This window comes from Streptomyces sp. NBC_00872 (assembly GCF_045161915.1).
Lineage (GTDB): Bacteria > Actinomycetota > Actinomycetes > Streptomycetales > Streptomycetaceae > Streptomyces.
This window is the reverse complement of sequence record NZ_CP108806.1, coordinates 992,583-1,017,415: the sequence shown is the minus strand read 5'-3', so window position 1 is coordinate 1,017,415 and position 24,833 is coordinate 992,583. Positions and strand designations below refer to the sequence as shown.

Here is a 24,833-nt window from a genome sequence, read left to right as displayed (position 1 = left end):
GCCTCACCCCAGGGTGATGTGTCCCGTCCGCAACGCGGCGATGACACCGCCGTCGACCAGCATGTCGCTGCCCGAGATGAATCGGGCACCGGGGCTGAGCAGGAACTCGGCGGCCCTCGCGATATCGGCGGGCGTACCCTCGCACCACCTGTTGCGGCGCATCGCGATCGCCGTGCATGTCAGCCGCGGGCCCGCCGAGGCCGTCCCGCCCACCCATGCCGACGACCCGGCGGTCATCCCCCACGATCCGGCGGCCGCGTTCGTGGCGGGCGCCCTGCTCGGCATCGTCCTCGACTGGCTGCACCACGACTGCCCCGGCACCCCCGAACAACTGGGCGCCACCGTCTGGCCCCAGCTCCTCGCCGGCACGGCGGCGGCCGGTGTCCCCGGCGGCCTCGATCCGGATCGCCGGACCGGAACGGCTCCCACACCCGTGGTGTGAGAGCCCGTACCGAGAGCGCGCACCGGGAGCGCGCACCGCACCGGGAGCGCGCACCGGGCCGGCGCCGGCTGGCGCCGGCCCGGGGGCCTACCCCGCCGCGGGTGCCGGGTCCGGTGCCAGACCTGGTGTCGGCGGCATGGGTTCGCGGGATTCCTGGACGGCCACGGCCGCGCCGCCGTCCGCGCGCGTGATGATCAGGAAGCGTTCACGGGCCGTCGCCCGCTCCGCCGCGGCCGTGGGGGTCAGCACCTCCCGCAGCAGACCGATCGCCTGGCTGACCTGGGCGCCCGCCGCGTTCGTGGTGAACATCGTGAGTGCTTCCTTGCGGCCGAACGGCGCCGTCCGGTTCTCCGTGAGCCAGAGCGTGTAGTTCTTCCCGGGTTCCAGGCCGGTCGCGGCGACCTGGAGGAGGTCCAGAGCGCCGAGCGCGTTCACGGAGACGGTGGCGTGACCGCGTCCGCCGCTGCCCTCCGGCGCGCTGAGCGTGAGGTGACCGGCGAGGCCCGCGACTCCGAGGGGCATCAGATTGTCCGTGCCCTTGCCGGAGGGGACGGCCCGGGGAACGTACAGCAGCTGCTGTGGCTGCTGGCCGATGGGGATCGTGGCGATCACCCGGTTCCTCAGGGTGTCGACGGCCGCGACGGCGTCCTGGTTCTCCAGCCCGACGTAGACCCGTGTGCCGTCTCCCGAGACCCAGATGCCGTGCGGCAGATCGCCGGTGGGGATGGTGGCCACCAGGGCCGGTGTCCTGCCACGCCGGTACACCTTCACCATGTTCTCGCCGCCGACGGTCACATAACCGAAGTGGCCCTTGGCGTTGTCGACCAGGGTGACGTGATTGGTGATCGGTCCGGTGTCGAGCGTGGCGAGGATACGGAAGGGCGGCCGGGCGCTCATCACCTGCGTCTTGCCGGAGTCCTTCAGTGTGAACCAGACCTCGGTTCCGTCACGGCTCACCGCGAGGTTGGGCGAGAAGGGGCTGGCCTGCGGGACGCGGGCCACGACCCGGTACGTCCGGGTGTCCACCACGTCCACCTCGGGGGTGAAGCTGGAGGGTACGAAGGCGTACCGCCCGTCCGGCCGGAACAGCACCATCCCCGGTCCGTTCACCGTCCTGACGCGGCGCTTCTCCTTCATCCGGACGGGGTCGATCACCGATACGTAGTCCTCGCCCCGTACGGTGGCCCACAGTTCGCGGCCGTCGGGCGTGAAGAACGTCTCGTGCGGCGAACGCCCGATGTAGACCACGCCCTTGACCTTGTTCGTCGCGGTCTCGATCAGGGTGACCGAGTTGGAGCCGATGGAGACGACGGCGATGGTTCTGTGGTCCGGCGAGAAACCCATCCCGTGGACGAGCAGTTGACCCCGGTACAGGGGACTGAGCGCACCCGGCACGGGGTCGCCGAGGCGGATCACGCCCAGGAGCCGGTTGGCGGCGGGATCGATCACGGAGACGGTGTTCGACGTCTGGTCGGCGGTGTAGACGCGGTCCTGCCCGGATATCGGGATGACCGTCCCCGTATCCGTCCCGCTCCCCCCGCCGGACACCTCCTCGCCCGGACGTATCGGCTCGCCCGGACGTATCGGGTCCGCGGGCCGCCGTACCGGCTCGGCGGGCCCCGGATTCCGGCCGGGCGCACCGCGCTCCGCGTCCCGGCGGGCCGAGGACGTGGCCGTCATCCGGCCCTTCATGACGCCGATCTCCTGCTGCTGCGTGACGATGATCTCCTGGGCCAGCCGCCGCAGAACAGGGTCCTTGCCGTGTTCCAGGACCGCCTTGGCCATGTCGACGGCGCCCTGGTGATGCGCCACCATCGCCGCCGCGAAGTCATGGTCGGGATCGCCGGTCATACGCGAATCCGCCATGGCCTCGGCCATGAGCCGCATGCTCTCGTCCATCTTCCGCGTGAACGGCCCGCCCTGGGCGCCCGCGTGGGACGGGTGGGCGTGCGGCGGGAAGGCCGCCCCGCGCCCTGGGGACTCGCACGAGACCAGGCTCAGTGCGATGAATCCGGCTGCCGCGGACATGCCCAGCCGGCGAAACGCGTACCCAGCCATCCGACCTCTCCTCTTCCGTCCAGCACGACCGGGATCGACAAGCGCTGACGTCGCGGACCGAGGCGGGCGCCTCAAGCGGCCGCCCGTCACGGAACAGCCCCATCCGGCGGCCGGAGACGTGTGTGATCCACGCGGGGGAAGACAGGGGAAGGACTGGGCTCTCCGCCGGTGGCTCCAGTGTTCTCAGCCCTTGGCGGTATGTCCTCCCGGACTTCGCAATCGGGTGAACGGACGGTTCCGGCCGATACGTGGAGTCGGCGGCGCCCCGGCACACCGTCGGGTTCAGGAAGGCGCCCTTCCCTTGCCCGGTGGCGGTGCCGTACGGTTCCGGTCCCCGTAGGTGAAGCGGGGCAGCCCCCGACGCCGCCGGCACCGAGGTCCCGACAGCGGGATCACGGGTTCGCGGGTGGTGATCGCAGACCGAGGGGGCCGCGAGGCATGTCGGTTGCGTGGAGAGGTGGCCCTGTTGCGCAGCGTCGGCGTCGAGGAGGAGTTACTGCTGGTGGACGCGGCCACCTGGGAGCCGCACGCCGTGTCGGCGGCCGTGCTGGAGACGGCCGGCCGGGCCGGGGGCGGCGATCACGGCTTCCAGAAGGAACTCCACGGGCAGCAACTGGAGTTCGCGACCCGCCCGCGGACGGAGATGACGGAGCTGGCGGCGGAGATACGCGAACGGCGTGCGGAAGCGGCCGAGTACGCGGGGAAGGCGGGGGCCGCCGTGGCCGCGCTGGCGACTTCCCCCCTGCCCTTCGAGTCCGCCATCAATCCGGACGACCGCTATCTCTGGATGGAGCGCGAGTTCGGGCCGATCACCCGCGCGCAGTTGACCTGCGGCTGTCACGTCCATGTGTCCGTGGAATCGGACGAGGAGGGAGTCGCCGTCCTCGACCGGATCAGACCATGGCTGTCGGTGCTGCTCGCGCTCACCGGCAACTCACCGTTCTGGCGGGGGCAGGACAGCGGCTACAGCAGCTATCGCAGCCGGGTGTGGGGGCGTTGGCCCTCGGCGGGACCGGTGGAGATATTCGGGTCCGCCGCCGGATACCACGACTATGTGGCCTCCATGGTCGCCACCGGTGTGCTGCGGGATCCGGCGATGGCCTATTTCGACGCGCGGCTCGCGGAGCGCTACCCCACCGTCGAGGTGCGGGTGGCCGACGTGTGCCTCGACGCCTCGACCACGGTTCTGCTGGCCGCGCTGGTGCGGGGGCTGGTCGAGACGGCCGCGCGCGAGTGGCGGGAGCGGGAACCGCCCCTGCCGCACCGCGTCGGGTCGCTCCGGCTCGCCTCCTGGCGAGCCGGCCGCTCGGGGCTGGAGGACCGGCTGGTCCACCCCCTCACCATGAGGCCCGCCCCCGCCGAAGCGGTCGTACGCTCCTTACTGGCCCATGTACGGGACGCTCTGCGGGACGACGGGGACCTGTCGTTCGCCGAGGACGGCCTCGGCCGGCTGCTGAGGACGGGCAACGCCGCACGCGTACAGCGCGATGTGCTGCGGCGCACCGGAAGTCTGCACGCCATGGTCGCCGAATGCGTCCGCAGGACCCAGAGCTGAAGCCCGTAGCCCGTAGCTCATGACGTACGCGGCCCACGGAGCCCGTAGCAGTCCTTGCCCGGCCCGTAGCCGTCCGCGCCCAGCCGCAGTCGTCCGGCCGTGACACGGGTCTCGCGCGGGCCGGTGATGTCGTCCCGGCACCGGCGGGAGAGGATGAGGCACGAGCGGTAAGCCGTGAGCCGTAAGAAGAACACCGAGTGGGGAGCACTCCCATGACCACAGTCGCTGTAACCGGTGCCAACGGGAAGACAGGCCGTGTCGTCGTCGCGGATCTGCTGGAGCACGGGTACGACGTCGTCGCCGTGGACATCGTCGCCGGTCCCGCCGACCGGGAGAGGATGGCCAGGATCGGGACATCCCTTCTCGGGGCGGACCTGACGGATTACGGACAGGCGGTTGACGCCCTCCAGGGTGTCGACGCGGTGGTCCATCTGGCCAATATCCCGGCGCCCGGCCTCTTCCCCGCCGCCCACACGCTGAACACCAACACGGTGATGAACAACAACGTCTTCCTCGCCGCCGCGCAGAACAAGGTGTCGCGTGTGGTGTGGGCGTCGAGCGAGACCACCCTCGGCCTTCCGTTCGACGTCCCGCCCCGCTACGCGCCGGTGGACGAGGACCACTACCCGTACCCCACCTCGACCTACGCGCTCTCCAAGGTGACGGCCGAGACCACGGCCCGGCATGTCGCCGAGTGGTCCGGGATCCCCTTCGTCGCGCTGCGGCTCTCCAATGTCCACCTCGAAGAGGACTACCGTCATGTCCCCGGCTACTGGCCGGATCCGCATCTGCGGAAGTGGAACCTCTGGGGGTATGTCGACGCGCGGGATGTGGCGGAGGCCTGCCGTCTCTCGCTCACGGCGGGGGTGACCGGCGCGCGGAGCTTTGTCATCGCCGCCGCGGACACCATCATGCGGCGGCCTTCCGCCGAACTGCTCGCCGAGGTGTTCCCCGGCGTCGAGCTGACCCGCGAGATCGGAACGTACGAGACCCTGCTGAGCATCGACCGCGCCCGCGAGGTGCTGGGCTTCGTACCGCGGCACTCCTGGCGGGACGTCATCGACCACTGACCGGCCGCCCGTGGGCCCTCAGCCCGCCCAGGCCTCCCGTGTCGTGGTCACCGCGGCCCCGGTGCGTGCGGACTCCTCGATCGCCAGGCTGATCTGGTGGTCCTGGCAGCCCTCGGCGAGCGGATAGGGCTCCGGGGCCTCGCCACGCACCCAGGCACCCGTACGGCACAGCAGGTCGACGACGGCCAGGTCGTCCTCGGAGAGGTTCGCCCCGACGTACTCGTTCCGGTACACCACCCGGCCGTCGAAGGTGATGTGGTGCAGTTCGACGCCCTCCAGATTGAGGTCCGTTCCGGTACGGCGGCGGACCAGCGGCGACTCCACGGGGGTCCGCGGGTCCGCCATCCTGACCACCTGGTCGTCGACGATCTCGCCCAGCGAACCACGGACGACCATGCGCCGGCCGCGCAGCGGGTTCCACCACTGGTTGTCCGTGAAGTCGTACAGCCCCATCCGCCCGCCGAAGTCCAGGAGCGCGAGGGTCGTCGAGGCGTCCTTGGGCGTCAGATCGTCCGCCCATCCCTCCCTGGACAGCGGATCGGCGAGCGGGGCGGTGAAGGACCTCGCGGTCACCGTGGCGGGCTCGAAGCCGGCCCCCAGGGTGTGCCGGATCAGGGAAACCGCGTGGTAGAGGTGCGTGGAGGACATCTGCACCGATGTCACCTCGCCGATCACTCCCTCCCGCAGCAGGGCCAGCCGCGCCGCGTGCCCCGGCATCAGCGGATACTGCTCCGCCACCTGGACCAGTCCGCTGCCGCCGGTCTCGCGCCAGAGGTCCCGCAGCCCTTCGAGGTCGGCCGCCGGCGGTGTCTCGGCCAGTACGGGCACCTCGCGGCGTACGAGGTCCTTCGTCACCTCAGGAGTGACGGACCACGGCACGGACGGGATGACGAACTCCGGCGCTCCAGGGGACTCCGGCGACCCGGCCGATCCCGGCGACCCGGAGCCCGCGAGCAGTTCGTCGACGCTGCGGAAGGCGGGCACTCCCCATGAGGCCTCCACCTCGGCGGCACGTTCCGCGGACCGGGTCACCACACCGGAGACCGCGAGCCGGCCGGGCAGCTTCCGCGCCAGCCGGACGAAGAACTCCGACCGCCAGCCGGTGCCGACCAGGCCGAAGCGTACGGGTGCTGCACTCACGTGGATCGCTCCTCTGAAGACGGGCCGGGGGAGTCCGAGGCGGCCACCGGCAGGGTACGGGGTGACGGCCCTCGCCACACAGTTGCTGATGGATCGTCCGCTATGCCCCGCCCCGGACACCCGTCATGACGCCATGACGGGAACAAGCCAAAGTGACCGGTAAGCGTTGTGTTGCCGTCCGGTAAAGCCCCATGTGATCGCTGGCATATGACAGCGACCCGCATCGGACAGGTGACCGACTCTCGGACAATGATCTCCGGAGTGATGACAATCCGATGTCCCGCTGAAACTATCTGCATACCGCACGGACGTCGTATCGCAGGTCTTCTCGCCGGGGATCCCCAGCCTCCGGTTCCCCCGTCACCACCGGCCGTCAGCCATGGCCGGACAGAAGGAAGCCGCAGGAGTGACGAACATCTTCCGCACCAGGACAACGTTGTCTCATATATCTCCTCCCTCCCCTCGCCGGACCTCCACCCGCGGGCGTCTGGCGGCGACGGCGGCTGTCGCCGTGGCCGCGCTCCTCGTCCCGGCACTCCCCGCCTCGGGTGCCGTCCCCGCCGCGCCGGCCGGCGCGGACCGGGCACCACGGCAGATCGCGGCGGAGCCAAGACCCGGCGCCGCTCCCGTCGGGCTCTCTCCCGCGCGGCGGGCGGAGTTGCTCAGGGCCGCCGCCGATTCGGCTCCCGCCACCGCCCGTTCGCTGAAGCTGGGCGATCAGGAGAAGCTCGTACCGAAGGATGTCGTCCAGGACGCCGACGGCACTCTGCACACCCGCTACGAACGCACCTACGCCGGACTCCCCGTACTCGGCGGCGACCTGGTCGTCCATGAGAGGCCCGGCGCCCGTACCGTCACCAAGGCGTCGGACGCGGCGGTCTCGGTGCCGACGACCAAGGCCGCTCTCACGGCGACGGCGGCGAAGAAGTCGGCGCTCGCCGTCGCGGAGGACGAGAGGACCGGCCAGGCAGCCCCGGACGGAGCGCCGAAGCTGGTCGTCTGGATGGGCGACGGCACACCCGCGCTGGCCTGGGAATCCGTTGTCACCGGTGTCCAGGAGGACGGCACCCCCAGCGAGCTGCGCGTGGTGACCGACGCCAGGACCGGTGCCCGGCTCCAGAGCCACGAGCAGATCCACGCCGGTACGGGCAACAGCCAGTACAGCGGTACGGTGCGGATCGGCTCGGTGCGCGACGGCGACGTCTACGAACTGACCGATCCCCAGCGCGGCGGCCACAGCACCTACGACCTGACCCTGGGCGGGAACGGCACGCTGCTGACCGACACCGACGACATCTGGGGCGACGGGACCGCCGCCGACCGCCAGACGGCGGCCGTGGACGCGGCCTACGGGGCCCAGAAGACCTGGGACTTCTACCACGACCGGTTCGGCCGCAACGGCATAGCCGACAACGGCGTCGGCGCGTACTCCCGCGTCCACTACGGCGACGGATACGCCAACGCCTTCTGGGACGACAACTGCTTCTGCATGACCTACGGCGACGGGATCGGCAACGCCCGGCCGCTGACCTCTCTCGACATCGCCGCCCATGAGATGACCCACGGCGTCACCTTCGCCACCGCCGACCTGGACTACGAAGGCGAGTCCGGCGGTCTGAACGAGGCCACCAGCGACATCATGGCCACCGCCGCGGAGTTCTACGCCGACAGCGCCACCGACGTACCCGACTACCAGATCGGTGAACTGGACGACGTACGCGGCACCGGCGGACCGCTGCGCTACCTGGACAGGCCCTCCAAGGACGCCTCCGTCAAGGGCACCTCCCAGGACTACTGGACCCCCGAGACCGATTCGCTCGACCCGCACTTCAGCTCGGGTGTGGGCAACCACTTCTTCTATCTGCTCGCCGAGGGCAGCGGGGAGAAGACCGTCAAGGGCGTCCGCTACGACAGCCCCACCTACGACGACCGGCCCGTCGCGGGCCTCGGTCTGCACAACGCCACCAACGTCTGGTACCGGGCGCTGACCCTCTATATGACCAGCGGCACCGACTACGCGGGCGCGCGCGTGGCCACCCTCCAGGCCGCGGCCGATCTGTTCGGCAGGTCCAGCGACGCCTACGAGGCCGTCGGCAACGCCTGGGCCGCCGTCAACGTCGGTCCCCGCTACGTGAATCACATCGCCGTGATGGCACCGTCCACCCGGGACGCGGCGGTCGGCCAGCCGACCAGCCGGCAGATCGAGGCGACGACCTCACGGCCGGGCAGCCTCACCTACTCCGCCACCGGTCTCCCCGGCGGTATGTCGATCGACCCCGGCACCGGCCTCATCGCCGGTACGCCGACGACGGCCGGCACATTCACCACCACCGTCATCGTTCGAAACGCGGCGGCGGAGACCCTGAAGGTCCCCTTCACCTGGACCGTCCTGGCCTCCGGCGGTGACTTCTTCGTCAATCCCGCCCGGTACTCCATCCCCAACTGGGGTGTGGCCACCTCCCCGATCATCGTCACCGGCCGGGAAGGCAACGCCTCCGGTGACCTCAAGGTGACGGTCCATCTCTTCCACGCCTTCGCCGGCGGTCAGGTGATCGACCTGATCAGCGAGGACGGTACGAGGATCCGGGTGAAGGACTTCATCTACGGGCCCGGACCGGAGCTGAACGCGACCTACACCGTCGACGCCTCGGCCGTCCCCGCCAACGGCACCTGGACCCTCCGGGTCGAGGACGACACCCCGGGCATCTTCACCGTTCCCCCGGGCTATCTGGACAGTTGGAGCATGACCTTCTGACCCGGATCCGACCGGAGTCCCGCCACCGCACTGAGCGAGCGCCCTCCCGCCCGGCCGACGAGGCCGGACGGGAGGGCGCTGTGCCGTCGCGGGACCGCCAGGATGATCCCGGTCCGCGCGGAACCGGGCGCGGAGGAGGCCTGAACGGGGGAGGCGGGAACGGGGGAGGCGGGAACGGGCTGGGCGTCCGGAGGGGTCCGTGGACCAGCTCAGCCGAGGGCCGGCCGGCCGCTCGGGCCGGTGGGGGTACGGCCGCTCCGCCCACGGTCACCGGGGGGACGGCCGCCAGCCGTACGGCCTTCGGGCGGAGGGCCCGCTTCCGCGTCCACGGCAGCGCCCGCGCCCGTGGCCCCGGACGCGGCCGTCAGGGCCGAGGTGACCGCGTGGCACGCGCCACGGCCGTCGGCGCACGCGACGATCCTGTCCCCCGCGATCCGGACGGCCGCCTCGGTGCCGTCGCTGACGGCGGGCAGGCCGGCCGCCGCGGCGAGGGCGCCCGACTCGTCGAACACCACCTGTACCCGCGGCCACGCCGAGGGCGGGAAAGCCTGACGCAGACAGCGGCAGAGTTCCGCGACGGCCAGCCGCGCCAGCGGTGCCAGTTCATCGGGATCCCCGGTGACCACGACCGCGGTGACCCGGGTCCCCGGCGGAGCGGCCCGTACCGCCTCCTCGACGGCCTCCAGCCGGTGCAGTCCCAGGACGGCCACCACACCGTCGCCCGCGAGCAGGGCGGGCTCGCCGCGCACCGCGTCCAGCGCGCGCGGCGGCGACCACGGCTCGTCGGTCTCCCGCACCTGAGTGATCACATGCGCGGGCGGCCACCAGTCGTGGAGATCGAGACCCGCGAGCTGCTCGCAGGCGCTGACGACATTGAAGGGCTCGATGAACCCCGGCGCGGCGGCGGCCAACTGGTTCGCGCCGTGCAGGGTCGTGAGCACCGCCTCCGCGACCCGTACCAGACTGCCGGCCGGTGCGCCGGACGGCCGCAGTCCCTCCAGAGCGAGCCCCAGCAGGATCGCGTCCACCTTCATGAGCTGCGCGAACGGCCGCCGGGTCCGCTCCTCGGCGAGTACCTCGGGCAGCAGATACATACCGAGCCGCGCCATCCCGTGCTGTTCGCCGACATCGGCGAGCGGCAGCCGGGCCACCCAGGCGCGCGCGAGCAGGCCGAGGGCCTCACGGGCGGTACGGCCGGGCTCCGGATGCGGCGGCTCCGGCGCGCGCTCGGCGAGATCGGCAAGCACCGCGAAGTACAGCGCCCGTTTACCGGGAAAGTTGGAGTAGACCGCGCCACGGGTCAGCCCCGCGCGTTCGGCGATTCCGTCCACCTTGGCGTCACGGAAGCCGTGCTCGGCGAACTCACCCCTGGCCGCCGCCAGCACCTTGGCGCGGTTGCGCTCCTGCGCCTGTGCCCTGCTGAGCCGGCCCATCGTCCTCACACGTCCCCGCGTTGCTGTCCATCGCGCTTCAAGATACCGTGAGCCATTCAGATGTTCGCGTCATATGGTCCGAGCATCCGGATACGCCGACCGGGAGTCGGGCCGTTCAACGCTTGAGGAGATATTTCCGCGTGGCAGGCATCGGTGACGGCGGCACCCTGCTGAAGTGCACGTTCTGCGGGAAGAACCAGAAGCAGGTCCAGAAGCTGATCGCGGGTCCGAGCCCGGTCTGCATCTGCGACGAGTGTGTGGGGCTCTGCAACGAGCTGATCGCCGAGGACCTCGGCGCGCCCTCCGGGGACGCGCTGCCGGATCTTCCGAAACCGCGCGAGATCTTCGACTTCCTGGGGCAGTACGTCATCGGGCAGGAGAGCGCCAAGAGGACACTCGCGGTGGCGGTCTACAACCACTACAAACGCGTCGGATCGATGGCCCGCGGCGGCGGGCGGCCGAGCTCCGGCGAGGAACAGGTCGAACTCGGCAAGTCCAACATCCTGCTGGTCGGTCCGACCGGCTGCGGCAAGACCTATCTCGTCCAGACCCTCGCCCGGATGCTCGACGTCCCGTTCGCGATCGCCGACGCCACCGCGCTCACGGAGGCCGGCTATGTGGGGGAGGACGTCGAGAACATCCTGCTCAAGCTGATCCAGGCGGCCGACTACGACGTCAAGAAGGCCGAGACCGGGATCATCTACATCGACGAGATCGACAAGGTCGCCCGCAAGGGCGAGAACCGTTCGATCACCCGCGATGTCTCCGGCGAGGGCGTCCAGCAGGCGCTGCTGAAGATCCTGGAGGGCACGGTCGCCGCCGTGCCGCCGCAGGGCGGCCGTAAGCACTCGCAGCAGGAGTTCATCCAGATCGACACGGCCAATGTGCTGTTCATCGTCGGCGGTGCCTTCGCCGGTCTGGAGCAGATCGTCGAACAGCGCGTCGGACGCCAGGGCATCGGATTCGGCGCCTCGATCCACAGCAAGGAGGAGCGGGAGGGCCGGACCGCCTCCGCCGATGTGCTGCCGGAGGATCTGCTGAAGTTCGGACTGATCCCGGAACTGGTCGGCCGGCTGCCGAAGCTGGCGACCGTTCAGCCGCTGGACCGGACCGCGCTGACCCGTATCCTCACCGAGCCGCGCAACGCGCTGCTCAAGCAGTACCAGAAGCTCTTCGACCTCGACGGGGTGGAGCTGGAGTTCACCGAGGACGCCGTCGCCGCCGTCGCCGAACAGGCGCTGCTGCGCCGCACCGGTGCCCGCGCGGCGCGCACGATCCTCGAAGAGGTCCTGCTGAACGTGATGTACGAGGTCCCCAGCAGGGACGATGTCGCCCGTGTCGTGGTCGACCGCGCCACCGTGCTCGACAACGTCAATCCGACGCTCGTACCGCGCGGAAAGCGCGAGCGCCGCGAGAAGTCCGCCTGAGCCGGCCGGGGCGGAGCCCTTCCCGGGCCCGCTCCAGGGGCTCGTCAGGCGCCGACGGCACGGGTCGCAGCAGAATGGCCAGGTGACTGTCGACCCGGCGACCCCGCGCCTTTCCGGCCAGACCGCATACGGCGACGACCTGCGGACCCCGCTCCGTGACTTCCTGCGCACGGAGACCGGCAGCGCCGCCGTACTGCTGGGCGCGGCCCTGGCCGCACTGGTGTGGGCCAACACCGGGCCCGGTACGTACGCCGCGTTCTGGACGACGGATCTCTCGGTCCGGGTCGGCTCCGCCGGGGTCTCCCTGGGGCTGCGCGAGTGGGTGAACAGCGGACTGATGACGCTGTTCTTCTTCGTCGTCGGCCTGGAGGCACGCCGTGAGTTCGACATGGGCGAACTGCGCGAGCGGAAACGGGTCGCCCTTCCGATGATCGCCGGCCTCAGCGGCATGGTCGTACCGGTCGCGATCTATCTCGCCCTCACCGCCGGCGATCCGTCGGTGCACGGCTGGGGTGCCGCCATGTCCACCGACACGGCGTTCGCGCTGGGCATCCTCGCCGTGTTCGGCACCCGGCTGCCCCGGGGGCTGCGGGCCTTCATCCTGACCGTCGCCGTGGTGGACGACTTCGTGGCGCTCGGCGTCATCGCGATCGCCTACAGCGGCCATGTCGATGTGATCGCGCTGGTCGTGGCCCTGGCGATCTTCGGTGTGATCCTGCTCGTACGGGCCGCGGGAGTGCGCCGCGGCGCGTTGTACGCGGTGCTCGCGGTGGCGCTGTGGGTGGCCGTACTGGAATCCGGTGTGGACCCGATCGTCACGGGTCTCGCCCTGGGGCTGATCACCTCCGCCTACCCGGCGGCGCGCAGCGATCTGGAGCGGGCGACCGGGCTGTTCCGGCTCTTCCGCGAGCAGCCCACACCGGAGCTGGAGCGGTCGGTACGGGCCGGACTGGCCACGGCCATCTCGCCCAACGAGCGGCTCCAGCGGATGTACCACCCCTGGACGAGCTATGTGATCGTGCCGGTCTTCGCCCTCGCCAACGCCGGTATCACCATCAGCGGCGACCGGCTGGCGGACGCCTTCGGCTCTCCGGTCACCCTGGGCATCCTCTTCGGCTATCTGCTCGGCAAGCCCATCGGTATCCTCGGCGCCTCGCTGCTGACCACCGGACTGAGCCGGGGACGGCTGCGCCCGCCCGTCGGCTGGGGCGCCACCGCGGCGGGCGGCACCATCGCGGGAGTGGGTTTCACCGTCTCCCTGCTGATCGCCGCCCTCGCCTTCGACGGCACCCGGCTCGAACAGGCGAAGATCGGCATTCTCGCCGCCGTGCTCTGCTCCTTCGCCGCCACCTGGCTGGTCACCTGGGTGATCTGGCTGCTGCCTCGGCGCCGCCGGATCAGCGCACTGCTGGGCAGGGCGGAGTCCGTTGTCGATCTGTCGACACCCGTCGACCCTGACCGCGACCAGGTGCGCGGTCCGAGGGAGGCGCCGGTGACCGTCGTCGAGTACGGCGACTTCGAATGCCCTTACTGCGGGCTGGCGGAGCCCGTCATCCGTGAACTGCTCGCGGACTCGGGAGACGTCCGGTACGTGTGGCGCCATCTTCCGCTCACCGATGTCCACCCCAGCGCCCAGCTCGCGGCGGAGGCCGCGGAGGCGGCGGCGGAACAGGGCGGCTTCTGGGAGATGCACGATCTCCTGCTCGACCACCAGGGCGATCTGCGCCCCGCCGATCTGCTCCGCTACGCGGCGGAGATCGGGCTGGACACCGACCGCTTCCACCGGCATCTGCGCACCCACAAGGGCGCCGCCCGGGTCGCCGAGGATGTGGAGACGGCCGATGTGAGCGGTGTCTCGGGCACGCCGACGTTCTTCATCAACGGGCGGCGCCACCACGGCGCGTACGACATCGAGGGTCTCACCGCCGCCGTGCGTGCCGCCCGCGCGCGCTCCCTGCTCAAGCCTTGAGACCGGGAGGAACTCAGGCCTTGAGGAAGTCCATCAGCGCCGGGTTGACGATCTCGGAGTGGGTCCAGGCGATGTTGTGCGGGCCGCCGTCGACGGTGACGAAGGTCAGATCCTTGATGAGCCCAGGAAGCCGCTTCGCCGTGTTCACGTACGGAAGGACCCGGTCGTCGGTCCCGTGCATGAGCAGCACGGGTACGTCGATGTTCGGCAGGTCCGCGCGGAAGTCGGTCAGCCATGTGTCGACACAGGCGTAGGCGGCGTGGGCCGAGATGGCCAGGGCCGTGTTGAAGCTGAACGTCCACGCCTCGTCACTGATCCGGGAGCCGCGGTACTGGTCGACGTTGTAGAGGTTGTTGACGAACACCTTCATATAGGCCGGGCGGTCGGCGGCGATGGCGGACTTGATGTCCTCGAAGACGGACCGGTCGAGCCCCTCGGGGTTGTCGTCGGTCTTGAGGAGGAACGGCGGTATGGCGCCCAGCAGTACGGCCTTGCTGATACGCCCGGAACCGTACTTGCCGAGATAGCGCGTGACCTCTCCCGTGCCCATGGAGAAGCCGACCAGCACCGCGTCGGAGATGCCCAGGTGGTCGATGAGGATCCTGAGGTCCTCGGCGAAGGTGTCGTAGTCGTAACCGAACGTGGGGCGGCTGGAGTTGCCCGAGCCCCGCCGGTCGTATGTGATGACCCGGTACCCGGTGGCCAGCAGGACGCGTTCCTGCTTCTCCCAGGAGTGCCCGTCGAGCGGGTAACCATGGATCAGGATCACGGGCTGTCCCATACCGTGATCCTCGTAGTAGATGTCTATGGAGCCGGTGTTTTCCTGCCCGACGGTGACGAACGGCATGAGTGTGCCCGCTTTCTCTGTTCCGGATCGTCCCTGATGATGACGCTTTGTCTTCCATGAAACCTCCGCTCCCCGGGGCCCGCCACATGGGCCGCTTCCGCGCCCCGTTCACCGGGGCGGGTGTGCGTTCACCGGGACCGACGTGCATACCGACGGCGTTCGGGGGCAGAAGGGAAGAGGGTTAGGGGGGTCCCCGCATCGCCCTCATAGATGCGCGGACGGGAGTGTATGAGCGTATGAACGGACAGACCGTCATCGGTACGACTCTGGCGCCTCTGGTCGATTCGGTTCGGCCACTGCGGCTGGCGCGGGAATTCCTGGGCTCACCGGGGTCCACGGCGGAGGCCCGGCGGGTCACCGCCCGGTTTCTCCAGCGGCTCGAAGCGGAGTGGTGCGCCGAGCTCGGCGACAGGAGAAACGGCGATGTGCTGCTCGTCGTCAGTGAGCTGGTCACCAATGCCGAGCGGCACAGCCGTGGACCGTATCTGCTGGAGCTGGAGGGCACGGACCGGCGGCTGATCGTGACCGTGTACGACAGCAGTACGACCCTGCCGCGCCGCTATGAGCGGGACCCCGGCCGGCTGGGCGGGCACGGTATGGAGATCGTCGACGCGCTGAGCGACCGGCTCGTCGCCGAGCGGGTCCCGGTCGGCAAGCGGGTCCAGGTCGTGTTCGAACTGTTCGCGGCGGACGGCGGTGGGATTCCGGCCTGACGGGATCCGGAGGCCGCCCCGTTGACAGCGTTGTGCGGTGACCCTACGTTCTGCGTAGAAAGCGCTTGCTGAATGTGTCCGCTCAATGCGTCCCGTACGACCGCGAAGGCGAGGAGCCGGTGGGGACAGAGATGGTGACTGCGCCGGAGGGCTTCGCCGGGCTGCCGGGAGCCGTCGCCGTATCGCATCTGCGCGTGTACGAGTGGGAGGCCGCAGACGGAGTGCGGGGAGGCACCCCGCATCTTCATCTCACCTGCTCCGAGGGGTATGTGGTGACGGCGGGGCGGGGAGCCGTCCAGACGCTCGGCCCCACGGGCTTCGCCGTCACACCGCTGGCGCCCGGGGCCCTCGTCTGGTTCACGCCGGGCACCATCCACCGGCTGGTCAACGAGGACGGGCTGCGCATCGTGGTGCTGATGCAGAACAGCGGACTGCCGGAGGCCGGGGACGCCGTGCTCACGCTGCCGCCGGAGTATCTGTCCGACCCCGGGACATACGCGCGGGCCGTCCGTATCCCCTCCGCCGCGGAGGCGTCCGAGGCCGAACAGGCCGCGGTCGCGCGCCGGCGGCGCGATCTCGCCGTCGAGGGCTTCACGGTGCTGCGTACGGCATGGGAGGCCGGTGACACACGGCCCCTGCTCGACTTCCAGCGGACCGCCGCCGCGCTCGTACGGCCCCGGGTGGCACGGTGGCGCGAGCGCTGGGAGGCGGGCGCGGCGGAGGCCGCCCGGCAGACCGGTGCTCAGCTCGACCGGCTCGAAGAGGGTGACGCCTCGTATCTCGCCGGGGCCCGGCTGTATGCCCGGTCCCCGGCGGCGCACGGCGGATTCGGCATGTGCGGACGCCTCGACACCTACGACGTCCCGCTCTAGAGACTCGCCCGGACGCCGGCGGCCGTTGGACATCAGCGGCCCCTGGACATCGACAGCCGTTAGACATCGGCGGCGGGGCCGGGCGCGGCGTCCCCGGCCCGGCCGCCTTCCCGTCCTTCCATGACACCGCGGCGGGCGTCGAGCACATGCCCGATGAAGAAGTCGTAGACAACGGATCCCACGAGTGCCCCGATCAGCGGGCCCACGATGGGGATCCACATGTAATGGCTGAACCACTGGAAAGTCCCCGGAATGGCGATGTCGCCCCACCCCATGATGTACGTCCACAGCCGCGGTCCGAAGTCACGGGCCGGATTGATCGCGTATCCCGCGTTCGTTCCGACGCTGAGGCCGATCGCGACGACGACGAAGCCGGTCAGAAAAGGGCCGAGATTGGACGCGGGGGCGGTGTTACGCGTATCGATGAGCGCGAAGATGAGCATGACGAGGGCGCCGGTACCGACGATCTGGTCCAGAAGCGGGCCCCACCAGGAATTTCCGAAGTACTCGGCCGGAAAGGTGGCGAAGATGGAGAAGGTGGAGAGTGACTGGTCCCGGGCGATTCCCGCCTTGCTGTCGAACGCGTTGATGGCCCAGCTGTACATGCTGAAGACCACCGCGGCCCCGAGGAAGGCTCCCAGGAACTGCGCGCCCCAGTAGGGGAGTACCTTCTTCCTGGCGAAGTTCCTGCGTGCGGCGAAGGCGAGCGTCACCGCCGGATTGAGATGCGCGCCGCTGACACCCCCGGCGACGTATACACCGAAGACCACTCCGAGACCCCAGCCGAATGAGATGATCAGCCAGTTCGCGGCGTCGAAGGGCCCGGACTGCCGGCCGGAGCCGGGAAGACCGGCGACGGCGACGGCGACCGAGCCGCAGCCGAACAGAATCAGTACGAATGTTCCAAGGAATTCCGCGAGCAGTTCACCGCCGAGCCCTTCTCGATAGCCGCGACGCTTCGTACTGGTGGCTGTCATGACGCCTCCTGTTTTGCGATGGGTCCGGCGCGCGGTTCGTATGCTGAATCCCACGGAGGTGCCCGGGAGTGGGCCTTGATAGGCGAGTGTAGGACCGTCCGGTGGCACGCGCCCGGCGAGTGGTATTCGCCGGCTGACGGTCATTCATGGGGGTGGTACGGGACCGTATGGGCCATTCGGGTGAGCGCTCCCGTATGACAAGAACGCCCGGCCGGGGATGTCACCGGCCGGGCGTTCCGTCTGTTGTCTGCCGTGCTTATTCTTCGTGCTCGTTCCTTGTGCTTGTTCCTCGTGCTTATTCGTCGTGCGCTAGCTGGTGTAGGCCTCCAGCTCGGAGAGCTGGGCGGCCGGCCAGCCGGTGTTGCCCGTGAACGTCAGCCGCAGATAGCGGACCGGCGTTCCGTCGAGACTGATCGTCGCGGTGTTGCCGCTCGACGGGTTGAAGGTGTAGTTCGCCGATGCCTTCAGCGTGTCGTACGGGCCGGTGGTGCTCCCCAGTACGCTCAGCGTCTGTGTGCGGGTCGACCACGCGGACGCCGGGGGAAGCTTCAGGACCACACGCTTGACGGCCTTGGCCGCGCCGAGATCCACCGTGATCGACTGCGGGAAGGCGTTGTTGGTGCTCTCCCAGTAGGTGTTGGCGTTGCCGTCCGCCGGCGGCGTCGTGGGCGGGGTGGTGGGAGGCGTGGTCGGGGGAGTGGTCGGCGGGGTGGTCGGCGGGTTGCCGGGACCGCCCGGTACACCGCCGTTGGTCCACACCGGGTCGGGCCAGTTGCCGGTGCACGCGGGCGGGTTGGCGTACCAGCCCGAGTTGCCCGCGCCCTGGGTGATCTGGAAGCCGCTGCCGACACAGTTGTGGATCGGGTTGGACTGGGCGATATGGGTGGCGGTCACATTGGTGAACGAGGCCGTCCCCGGTGCCTGGATCTGGAGCGCGTACGTACCCGCGCCGTCGATCCTGATGTTGTTGAAGCGCAGCCCGTTCGTCGCGCCCTCGATCAGATGGATCGCGGCGTAGGAGCTGTCCAGCACCTCGCTGTCCGTGATGTTGATGGTCGCGTTGATCGGCTCGTTGAGTCCGCTGAACCAGATCGCGCCGACGCCGAAGCGCCAGTTGTAGTCGTTGTTGCCGGCCCGGATCAGGGTGTTGCGCGCGGCGGTGGTCACACCGGAGACCGCCGTGCCCTGACCGGAGTTGACCCCCGGATAGCGGTTGGCGATATGCAGCCCGCCGCCGTTGGTGATCGTGTCCGACATGACGTTGTCGGAGATGGTGATGTCCCGGCCGCCGTAGGTGACGATGTTGTTCGCCAGGATCGGCAGGATCACGGTGTTGAACGTAAATTTGTTGTTGACGTTCGGTACGGCTTCCGCCCACATGGCCAGACCGTCGTCACCGGTGTTGCGCACAAAGGTGTTGGTGACCGTCGAGTTGGTGACGCCCATGTGGAAGTTGACGCCGTCGGCGGTCTGATCCAGGATCCGGCTGTTCTTGATGGTGAAGTTGTTCATCGGGCCGTCCATCCAGGCGCCGCACTTGGTGTGCTGCATCCAGACGTTGTCGACGACCGAGTCGGACATCGCGCCACCGATGGCGTTGACCTGGTCGTTGTCCACGCGCTCACGGATGTCGCCGATGATGGCGAAGTCCTTGAGGGTGACATTGGTGCTGCCGCCCTGATTGGCGTACTTGCCGTAGACACCGACGGCCTTGCTGCGGTTGGACGGGTCGCGTCCGGTCAGCACGCTGTACCAGGGGCCCGCGCCGCGCAGCGTCACCTTGTCGACGATGATGTGGTCGCGCACCTGGAAGGTGCCCTGCGGAATGTAGACCTCTTTGCCCTGGGTGCGGCCCGCGTCGACCGCCGCCTGGATCTTGGCGGTGGAGTCGGCGGCACCGCTCGGGTCGGCGCCGAAGTCGGTGACGACGTCGAGCGCCCCGGAGGGCTTGCCGATCGGCGCGGCCACCTGCTCGAAGTCCGCCAGGTCGATGGTGAACGTCGGAGACGCGGCGGTCGAGGAGACCTGGAGCCTGACCTTCGTACCGGCCGCCAGGGTCGATCCGAACATGGTCCGGGTCTCGTCGTAGAAGTGGTGCGGGTTGGTGTCGCCCGGGTTGTTGTTGAACGGGTAACCGCCGTAGTACCAGCCGTACTTGGAGGTCACGGGCACGCTCTTGAGGGAGTTGCCGTTGACCCGCAGATCGATCTCGGCGTCCCGGCCGGTGCCCGCGGAGTTGTCGGGCAGCGAGTAGCGGAACGTCATCGCGTTCGCGGGAGCGGTGAGGGTGAACTCGACGTACTCACCGACCGCGTCGAGCGTCACGGCCTGCCGTCCGGAGGCTTCCGAAGGCAGCGTGCCGTAGAGGCGGTTGGGGCCGATCAGGGTGCCGTTGGTCGCGGCGTACTCGGCTTCCTGCTCCTTGAACGGCACGCTCGCGCCGCGGCCCTGGACGTCGAGGGGAGAAGGTGCGGGGACCGCCGCCGCCTGGGCGTCGGGCGCGGTGGAGAGCACCACCGCCGCGGCCGTCCCGGCCACGGCGAGTGCGAGGGAGAGGGAGGCTGACAGACCGCGCCGGAGCAAACGGCCTCTTGGGGTTGGGGGGAGTGTCACAGACATACGTCCTTGCGGCTCGTGGGGACTCTGCGGACGCGAAAAGGCTAGAAGCGGTGCCGCAGGAAGTCTATGAATCTGCGCAATTTTTGAAGACCGAAGCAAAAATCTTCGACCCAAGGTCCTGTGTGGAGTGGGGCATAGGGGATCCTTCGCCTCAACTCGCCGCGCCCGTCAGGCGGTACGAGGGGCCTCGCCGTCCGCAAGGAGGCGACGGCGGGAGGCCGGAGCCGGCCGGGAGTGCGGGCGGGAGCACGGCCGGGAGCGCGCCCGGCGGCGCTCCGGCTCCTGTTCCCCACCAGTCCCGCGCACACCTCTTGTTCGGCGCTCGCGCTCGGCCCTACGATGCTTGACACGGAACGTGAAACGTTTCAATCGGGAGGGGCCGCAATGGGTATGGGCTGGACGCGCAGAGGGCTTCTGCACACCTCCGTGATCGGCGCGGGGGCGGGAATCGCGGGACTGGTGACGGCCTCACCGGCCGCCGCCGGGACTCTTCCGGGGGCGGCGGTCACGGGCCCGGAGGGGAAGGGCGCCCGGACGGGCCGGCTCCGGGTCGTCCGTACCACGGTCGAGTACGCCGAGCGGCTCCTCGGCACCGATGTCACGGCCCCGCTCCTGTCCTGGGAACTCGACGGTGGCGAGGGTGCGCGCGAGGGCGAGGGCGAAGGCGGCAGCGAAGGTAAGTACGAAGGCAAGGACGCGGGCAAGTACGAAGGCAAGGATGACGGCAAGGGCGTAGGCAGGGACGACGGAAAGGGCGTGGTCCTGGGCACCGGTCCGGGCGGCGGCCGGGGCGCACGGCAGAGCGCGTATCAGATCCGGGCCGCGGCCGATCCGCGCGATCTCGCGGCAGGCCGAGGGCTTCTCTGGGACACCGGCCGGGTGGAGTCCGACCGCGCTGTCGCCGTCCCGTACGCGGGCCCACCGCTGCCGCCGCGTACCCGCTGCCACTGGCAGGTCCGGGTCTGGGACGCCGAGGGGCGCGCCTCGCGCTGGAGCGCCGCGGGCTGGTGGGAGACCGCGCTCGGTGACGAGGAGTGGCACGCGCGGTGGATAGGCGCCGACCCCGCCGCCGAGCCGCCGGGACCCGACGGCGCGTCCTGGATCTGGACCCCGGGGGCGACGACCGGCAACGCCCCTGCCGGAGCACGGTGGTTCCGCGGCGCTCTCACCCTTCCGGCCGGTACGGCGGGCGCCCCTGCCCCGGCGGGAGCGGCGGGCGCCCCTGCCCCGGACTCCGCCGCCGCTCCCGCCGGGGCCGTCGCGTCCGCCGACTCCGCCCGCATCCGTGCCGCCCGCCCCGACATCGCGCGCGCGACCCTTCTCGCCACCGCCGACGACGACTTCACCCTTCATCTCAACGGCCGGCAGGCGCTCCACGCGCCCGAGCAGGTGGACGGCTGGCGCACCGGTCTGATGGCCGATGTCACCGAGGCCGTACGGTCCGCGGCCGACGGCCGGCTCGTCCTCGCCGCCCGCGCCACCAACCGCGGCGCTGTCTCCGTCAATCCGGCGGGACTGCTGGTCCGGCTGCTGGTCGAGACCGCCGACGGCGCACGCCACCAACTCGTCACCGGCGCGGGCTGGCGTGCCGCCGAGACCGAGCAACCGGGCTGGGAGGGCCCGGACTTCGACGACAGCGGCTGGACCGGGGCCGCCGTACTCGCACCGTACGGCCAGGGCCCCTGGGGCACCGGTGTCTCGTTCGCCGCGCCCGAGGCGCCCGCGCCCCTGCTGCGCCGCGAGTTCACCGTCACCCGGCCGGTCCGCCGGGCCCGGCTCTACATCAGCGGACTCGCCTACTACGTCGCCGAGTTGAACGGGCAGCGGGTCGGCAGCCAGGTACTCGACCCGGCCTTCACCGACTACGACGAGACGGTGCTGTACGCGGTCCACGACGTGACCCCGCTCCTGCGGCGGGGGAGCAACGCCATCGGGGTGACCCTCGGCCGGGGCTTCTACGGTATGACGACCCCCAACGTCTGGAACTGGCACCGGCCGCCCTGGCACGGCGAACCCCGGCTGCTGTGCCGGCTGGAGATGGAACACGCCGACGGCTCCCGGACCACCGTCGTCTCCGACACCGACTGGCGTATCACCGAAGGCCCCACACTCACCAACTCCCTCTACGCGGGCGAGACCTACGACGCGCGGCTGGCTCCCGAGGGCTGGACCCTGCCCGGCTTCGACGACAGCGCCTGGCGCCGGCCGGGCGCCCAGCCGGCCCCCGGAGGCACACTGCGCGCCCAGCCGCTCGACCCCATCGAGATCATCGAGACCCTCACCCCCACCGCGATCAGCGAGCCTCGCCCCGGTGTGTATGTCGTCGACATGGGCCGTACGACCGCGGGGTGGAGCCGGCTGACCGTACGGGCCCCGGCCGGCACCACCGTCCAGCTCGTCCATGGTGAGAAGCTCAAGGACGACGGCACCGTGCACGCGGAGACCGGACATGTGCCGGGCCGGTTCCAGCGCGACGAGTACATCTGCGCGGGCGGCGGTACCGAGGTCTGGGAGCCCTCGTTCTCGTACAAGGGCTTCCGTTATGTCCAGGTCGGCGGGCTGCCCGCGCGCCCGCTCCCCGCCGACGTCCTGGGGCGTGTCGTCCACTCGAAGGTCGCCGAGGTCAGTGACTTCCGCTGCTCCGAGCCCTTCTACGAACAGCTCGACCGGGCGATGCGCCGCACCCTGCTCAACAATCTGCACGGCATACCCACCGATACCCCCATGTACGAGAAGAACGGCTGGACCGGCGACGCCCAGCTCGGCGCGCCCGTCATGACCTATGCCTTCGGGGTGCATCGCTTTCTGGGCAAGTGGCTCGGCGACCTGGCGGACAGCCAGAACCCGGACGGCCGGCTGCCGGTGATCGTGCCCAGCGGCGGCTGGGGCTACGGCGATCTCGGACCGTCCCCGGAGTGGACGACCGTATATCCGTTCCTGATACGGGAGATGTACCGGATCTACGGCGAAGACCGGGTGGCGCGCGAGCACTGGCCGGCCCTGACCCGCTATCTGGACTGGGAGCTTGACCGGCTGGTGGACGGTCTCGCGGTCACCGCGCTCGGTGACTATCTGCCGCCCGGCTACGGCGGGAACCCGCCCGAGGACACCCGGCTGACGGCGACCGCCTATCTGCACCGCGCGCTCACACAGACGGCCGAACTGGGCGAGCTGCTGGGCCACGACGAGGACGCGGTGCGCTACCGCGCGGCGGCGGACGGGCTGCGGGACGCCTTCAACGCCGCCTTCCTCGACCCCTCTTCCGGGCACTACAGGACCGCGAGGGACCCCGGTTACCGGCAGACCTCCAACGCCCTGCCGCTGGCCTTCGGCCTGGTCCCGAGCGGCGCCCGCGCCTCGGTGCTCGACAGCCTCGTCGCCGACATCACCGCCCGTGGCGATCACCTCAACACCGGGGCCCTCGGCACGAGCGTGCTGCTGCGGGTCCTGTGCGCCCACGGCCGCCCCGATGTCGCGCACGCCGTCGCCACGCAGCGTACGTATCCGAGCTGGGGCCACTGGTTCGACCACGGCGCCGACACCATGTGGGAGATGTGGCCGCTCGACTCACGCTCGCGCGACCACTACTTCCAGGGCACGGTCGTCCAGTGGCTGTACGAGAACGTGGCGGGGCTGCGCCCGGGGGACGCGGGCTACCGCACCTTCACCGTACGGCCCGACGGACGGACCGGAGTCACCTGGGCACGTACCTCGATCCGTACGGTCCGTGGCACGGCGTCGGTGGCGTGGTCGCGGATCGGCCGGGATCTGCGGCTCACGGTACGGGTGCCGGTCGGCGCGACCGCCGAGGTCCATGTACCGGCGGCACGCCGCGAGGAGGTGCGGGCGCCGGGCGGCGCGGGGTATCTGCGTACGGAGCCGGGCTTCGTGGTGTACCGCGCGGAGCACGGCGAGTGGGAGTTCGTGGGACGGAGCTGACAGGGCGGGGAAGCGGAGGGAAGAGCTGACGCGAGCACACGGGGGCTGACGGGGGGCTGACGGGAGACTGACCGGGGGAGTGGATTTGAACGTTTCAGTTTCCCCGTCATTCCCCGTCATTCCTCGTGGAGATCGCGGTCGTGGTCCGGATCCCGGCGCAGCAGATAGGTGTCCATGATCCACCCCTTGCGCTCCCGGGCCGCCGACCGCAGCTCCTCGATCCGGCCGGCCACCTCCGAGAGCCGACCGGAGACCAGGATCTCGTCCTCCGTTCCCACATAGGCGCCCCAGTGGATGACCGGGTCGGCCGCGAGATGGTGCCGGAAGGACTGGTGCGCGTCGAGCATCACGACGATGTCGTCGACGCCCTCCGGCCATCCCCCGGCGAGCCGTCGGCCCGTGGTGATCTGTACCGCCCCGCCCACCCGGTTCAGCCCCACACGGTGCTTTGCGGCCAGCGCGGAGACACTGCTGATGCCCGGGATCACCTCGTACTCGAACCGGACCGTGCCCCGTGCCAGGACCTCTTCCAGGATCCCGAGCGTGGAGTCGTACAGGGCGGGATCGCCCCAGACCAGGAACGCCCCGGTCCGGTCGCCGTCCGGTCCCTCGCCCAGTTCGTCGGTGATCATGCGCTCGTAGAGGGCGGCCCGCCGGCCGCGCCAGTCGTCGACGGTGCCGGGATAGGCGGAGCCGTCGGCCGCGGAGGCCCGCAGCGGATCGCGGGCCTCCACCAGCCGGTAGGCGTCGCCCCGGACATGCCGGCGCAGGATCTCGTGCCGGAGACCGATGAGATCGGCCTTCTCCGCGCCCTTGTCGAGGAGGAAGAAGACATCCACCTCGTTGAGCGCCCCGACCGCCTGCACGGTGAGCTGGTCCGGGTCGCCCGCTCCGATACCGATGACATAGATCTTTCTCACCACGTCGAGTCTGCCGTACGCCGGACCGACCGCGAGCCCGCCCCCTACCCGACCGCGAGCCCGCCCCCTACCCGCCCCCGAGCGCGCTCCCGCGCCC

At 70.2% G+C, this 24,833-nt stretch carries 16 protein-coding genes and 1 pseudogene; 9 read left to right on the top strand and 8 right to left on the bottom strand.

What is annotated here, in order from left to right; translation table 11 throughout:
- Positions 1 to 3 precede the first annotated feature (3 nt).
- Positions 4 to 138 (bottom strand): annotated as a pseudogene (locus OG214_RS04380) (SDR family oxidoreductase); the annotation flags it as partial.
- A 34-nt stretch (positions 139 to 172) separates the two neighbouring features.
- Here OG214_RS04380 and OG214_RS04375 point away from each other — a divergent pair.
- Positions 173 to 442 (top strand): TetR-like C-terminal domain-containing protein, encoded by a 270-nt coding sequence (locus tag OG214_RS04375; protein WP_405983842.1) that lies wholly within the window; start codon positions 173 to 175, stop codon positions 440 to 442.
- 87 nt (positions 443 to 529) lie between these two features.
- Here the strand turns inward: OG214_RS04375 and OG214_RS04370 are convergent, their stop codons facing one another.
- Positions 530 to 2,500, bottom strand: coding sequence for a DUF305 domain-containing protein (locus tag OG214_RS04370; RefSeq protein ID WP_405983841.1), 1,971 nt, complete (start codon positions 2,498 to 2,500; stop codon positions 530 to 532).
- A gap of 340 nt (positions 2,501 to 2,840) precedes the next feature.
- On the opposite strand from OG214_RS04370, the gene OG214_RS04365 reads away from it, so the two are divergent.
- The gene (locus tag OG214_RS04365) at positions 2,841 to 4,055 is read left to right on the top strand and encodes a glutamate--cysteine ligase (protein WP_405983840.1); all 1,215 of its coding nucleotides are present in this window, start codon (positions 2,841 to 2,843) and stop codon (positions 4,053 to 4,055) included.
- 212 nt (positions 4,056 to 4,267) lie between these two features.
- Entirely contained in the window at positions 4,268 to 5,125 is an 858-nt protein-coding gene (locus OG214_RS04360; RefSeq protein WP_363085507.1) for an NAD(P)-dependent oxidoreductase, read from the top strand.
- Between the two features lie 18 nt (positions 5,126 to 5,143).
- On the opposite strand, the gene OG214_RS04355 is transcribed toward OG214_RS04360, so the two are convergent.
- Positions 5,144 to 6,265, bottom strand: a complete 1,122-nt coding sequence (locus OG214_RS04355; protein ID WP_405983839.1) for a Gfo/Idh/MocA family protein — start codon at positions 6,263 to 6,265, stop codon at positions 5,144 to 5,146.
- 511 nt (positions 6,266 to 6,776) lie between these two features.
- Here OG214_RS04355 and OG214_RS04350 point away from each other — a divergent pair.
- On the top strand, positions 6,777 to 9,020 hold the full coding sequence (locus OG214_RS04350) for a M4 family metallopeptidase (protein ID WP_405983838.1): 2,244 nt from the start codon (positions 6,777 to 6,779) through the stop codon (positions 9,018 to 9,020).
- Between the two features lie 209 nt (positions 9,021 to 9,229).
- Here OG214_RS04350 and OG214_RS04345 read toward each other — a convergent pair whose 3' ends face one another.
- A complete protein-coding gene (locus OG214_RS04345) occupies positions 9,230 to 10,453 on the bottom strand; it encodes a TetR/AcrR family transcriptional regulator (RefSeq protein WP_405983837.1) in 1,224 nt (407 codons plus the stop codon).
- Positions 10,454 to 10,593: 140 nt separating this feature from the next.
- Between OG214_RS04345 and clpX the strand changes: the two genes are divergently transcribed.
- Entirely contained in the window at positions 10,594 to 11,880 is a 1,287-nt protein-coding gene (clpX, locus tag OG214_RS04340) for an ATP-dependent Clp protease ATP-binding subunit ClpX (protein WP_405983836.1), read from the top strand.
- An 82-nt stretch (positions 11,881 to 11,962) separates the two neighbouring features.
- Positions 11,963 to 13,849 (top strand): Na+/H+ antiporter NhaA, encoded by a 1,887-nt coding sequence (gene nhaA / locus OG214_RS04335; protein WP_405983835.1) that lies wholly within the window; start codon positions 11,963 to 11,965, stop codon positions 13,847 to 13,849.
- Between the two features lie 13 nt (positions 13,850 to 13,862).
- Here the strand turns inward: nhaA and OG214_RS04330 are convergent, their stop codons facing one another.
- On the bottom strand, positions 13,863 to 14,696 hold the full coding sequence (locus OG214_RS04330) for an alpha/beta hydrolase (RefSeq protein ID WP_363085433.1): 834 nt from the start codon (positions 14,694 to 14,696) through the stop codon (positions 13,863 to 13,865).
- A gap of 236 nt (positions 14,697 to 14,932) precedes the next feature.
- Between OG214_RS04330 and OG214_RS04325 the strand changes: the two genes are divergently transcribed.
- Together OG214_RS04325 and OG214_RS04320 are read left to right on the top strand one after the other, a co-directional pair.
- Entirely contained in the window at positions 14,933 to 15,409 is a 477-nt protein-coding gene (locus OG214_RS04325) for an ATP-binding protein (protein ID WP_405983834.1), read from the top strand.
- A 131-nt stretch (positions 15,410 to 15,540) separates the two neighbouring features.
- The gene (locus OG214_RS04320; protein WP_405983833.1) at positions 15,541 to 16,281 is read left to right on the top strand and encodes a cupin domain-containing protein; all 741 of its coding nucleotides are present in this window, start codon (positions 15,541 to 15,543) and stop codon (positions 16,279 to 16,281) included.
- A 59-nt stretch (positions 16,282 to 16,340) separates the two neighbouring features.
- Here the strand turns inward: OG214_RS04320 and OG214_RS04315 are convergent, their stop codons facing one another.
- Positions 16,341 to 17,258 (bottom strand): MIP/aquaporin family protein, encoded by a 918-nt coding sequence (locus tag OG214_RS04315; RefSeq protein ID WP_363085430.1) that lies wholly within the window; start codon positions 17,256 to 17,258, stop codon positions 16,341 to 16,343.
- A gap of 309 nt (positions 17,259 to 17,567) precedes the next feature.
- Complete coding sequence (locus tag OG214_RS04310) at positions 17,568 to 19,877, bottom strand: discoidin domain-containing protein (protein ID WP_405983832.1); 2,310 nt, start codon at positions 19,875 to 19,877, stop codon at positions 17,568 to 17,570.
- Between the two features lie 390 nt (positions 19,878 to 20,267).
- Between OG214_RS04310 and OG214_RS04305 the strand changes: the two genes are divergently transcribed.
- Positions 20,268 to 23,816, top strand: coding sequence for a family 78 glycoside hydrolase catalytic domain (locus OG214_RS04305; RefSeq protein WP_405983831.1), 3,549 nt, complete (start codon positions 20,268 to 20,270; stop codon positions 23,814 to 23,816).
- 116 nt (positions 23,817 to 23,932) lie between these two features.
- On the opposite strand, the gene cobF is transcribed toward OG214_RS04305, so the two are convergent.
- Positions 23,933 to 24,736, bottom strand: a complete 804-nt coding sequence (gene cobF / locus OG214_RS04300) for a precorrin-6A synthase (deacetylating) (protein ID WP_405983830.1) — start codon at positions 24,734 to 24,736, stop codon at positions 23,933 to 23,935.
- Between the last annotated feature and the right edge of the window lie 97 nt (positions 24,737 to 24,833).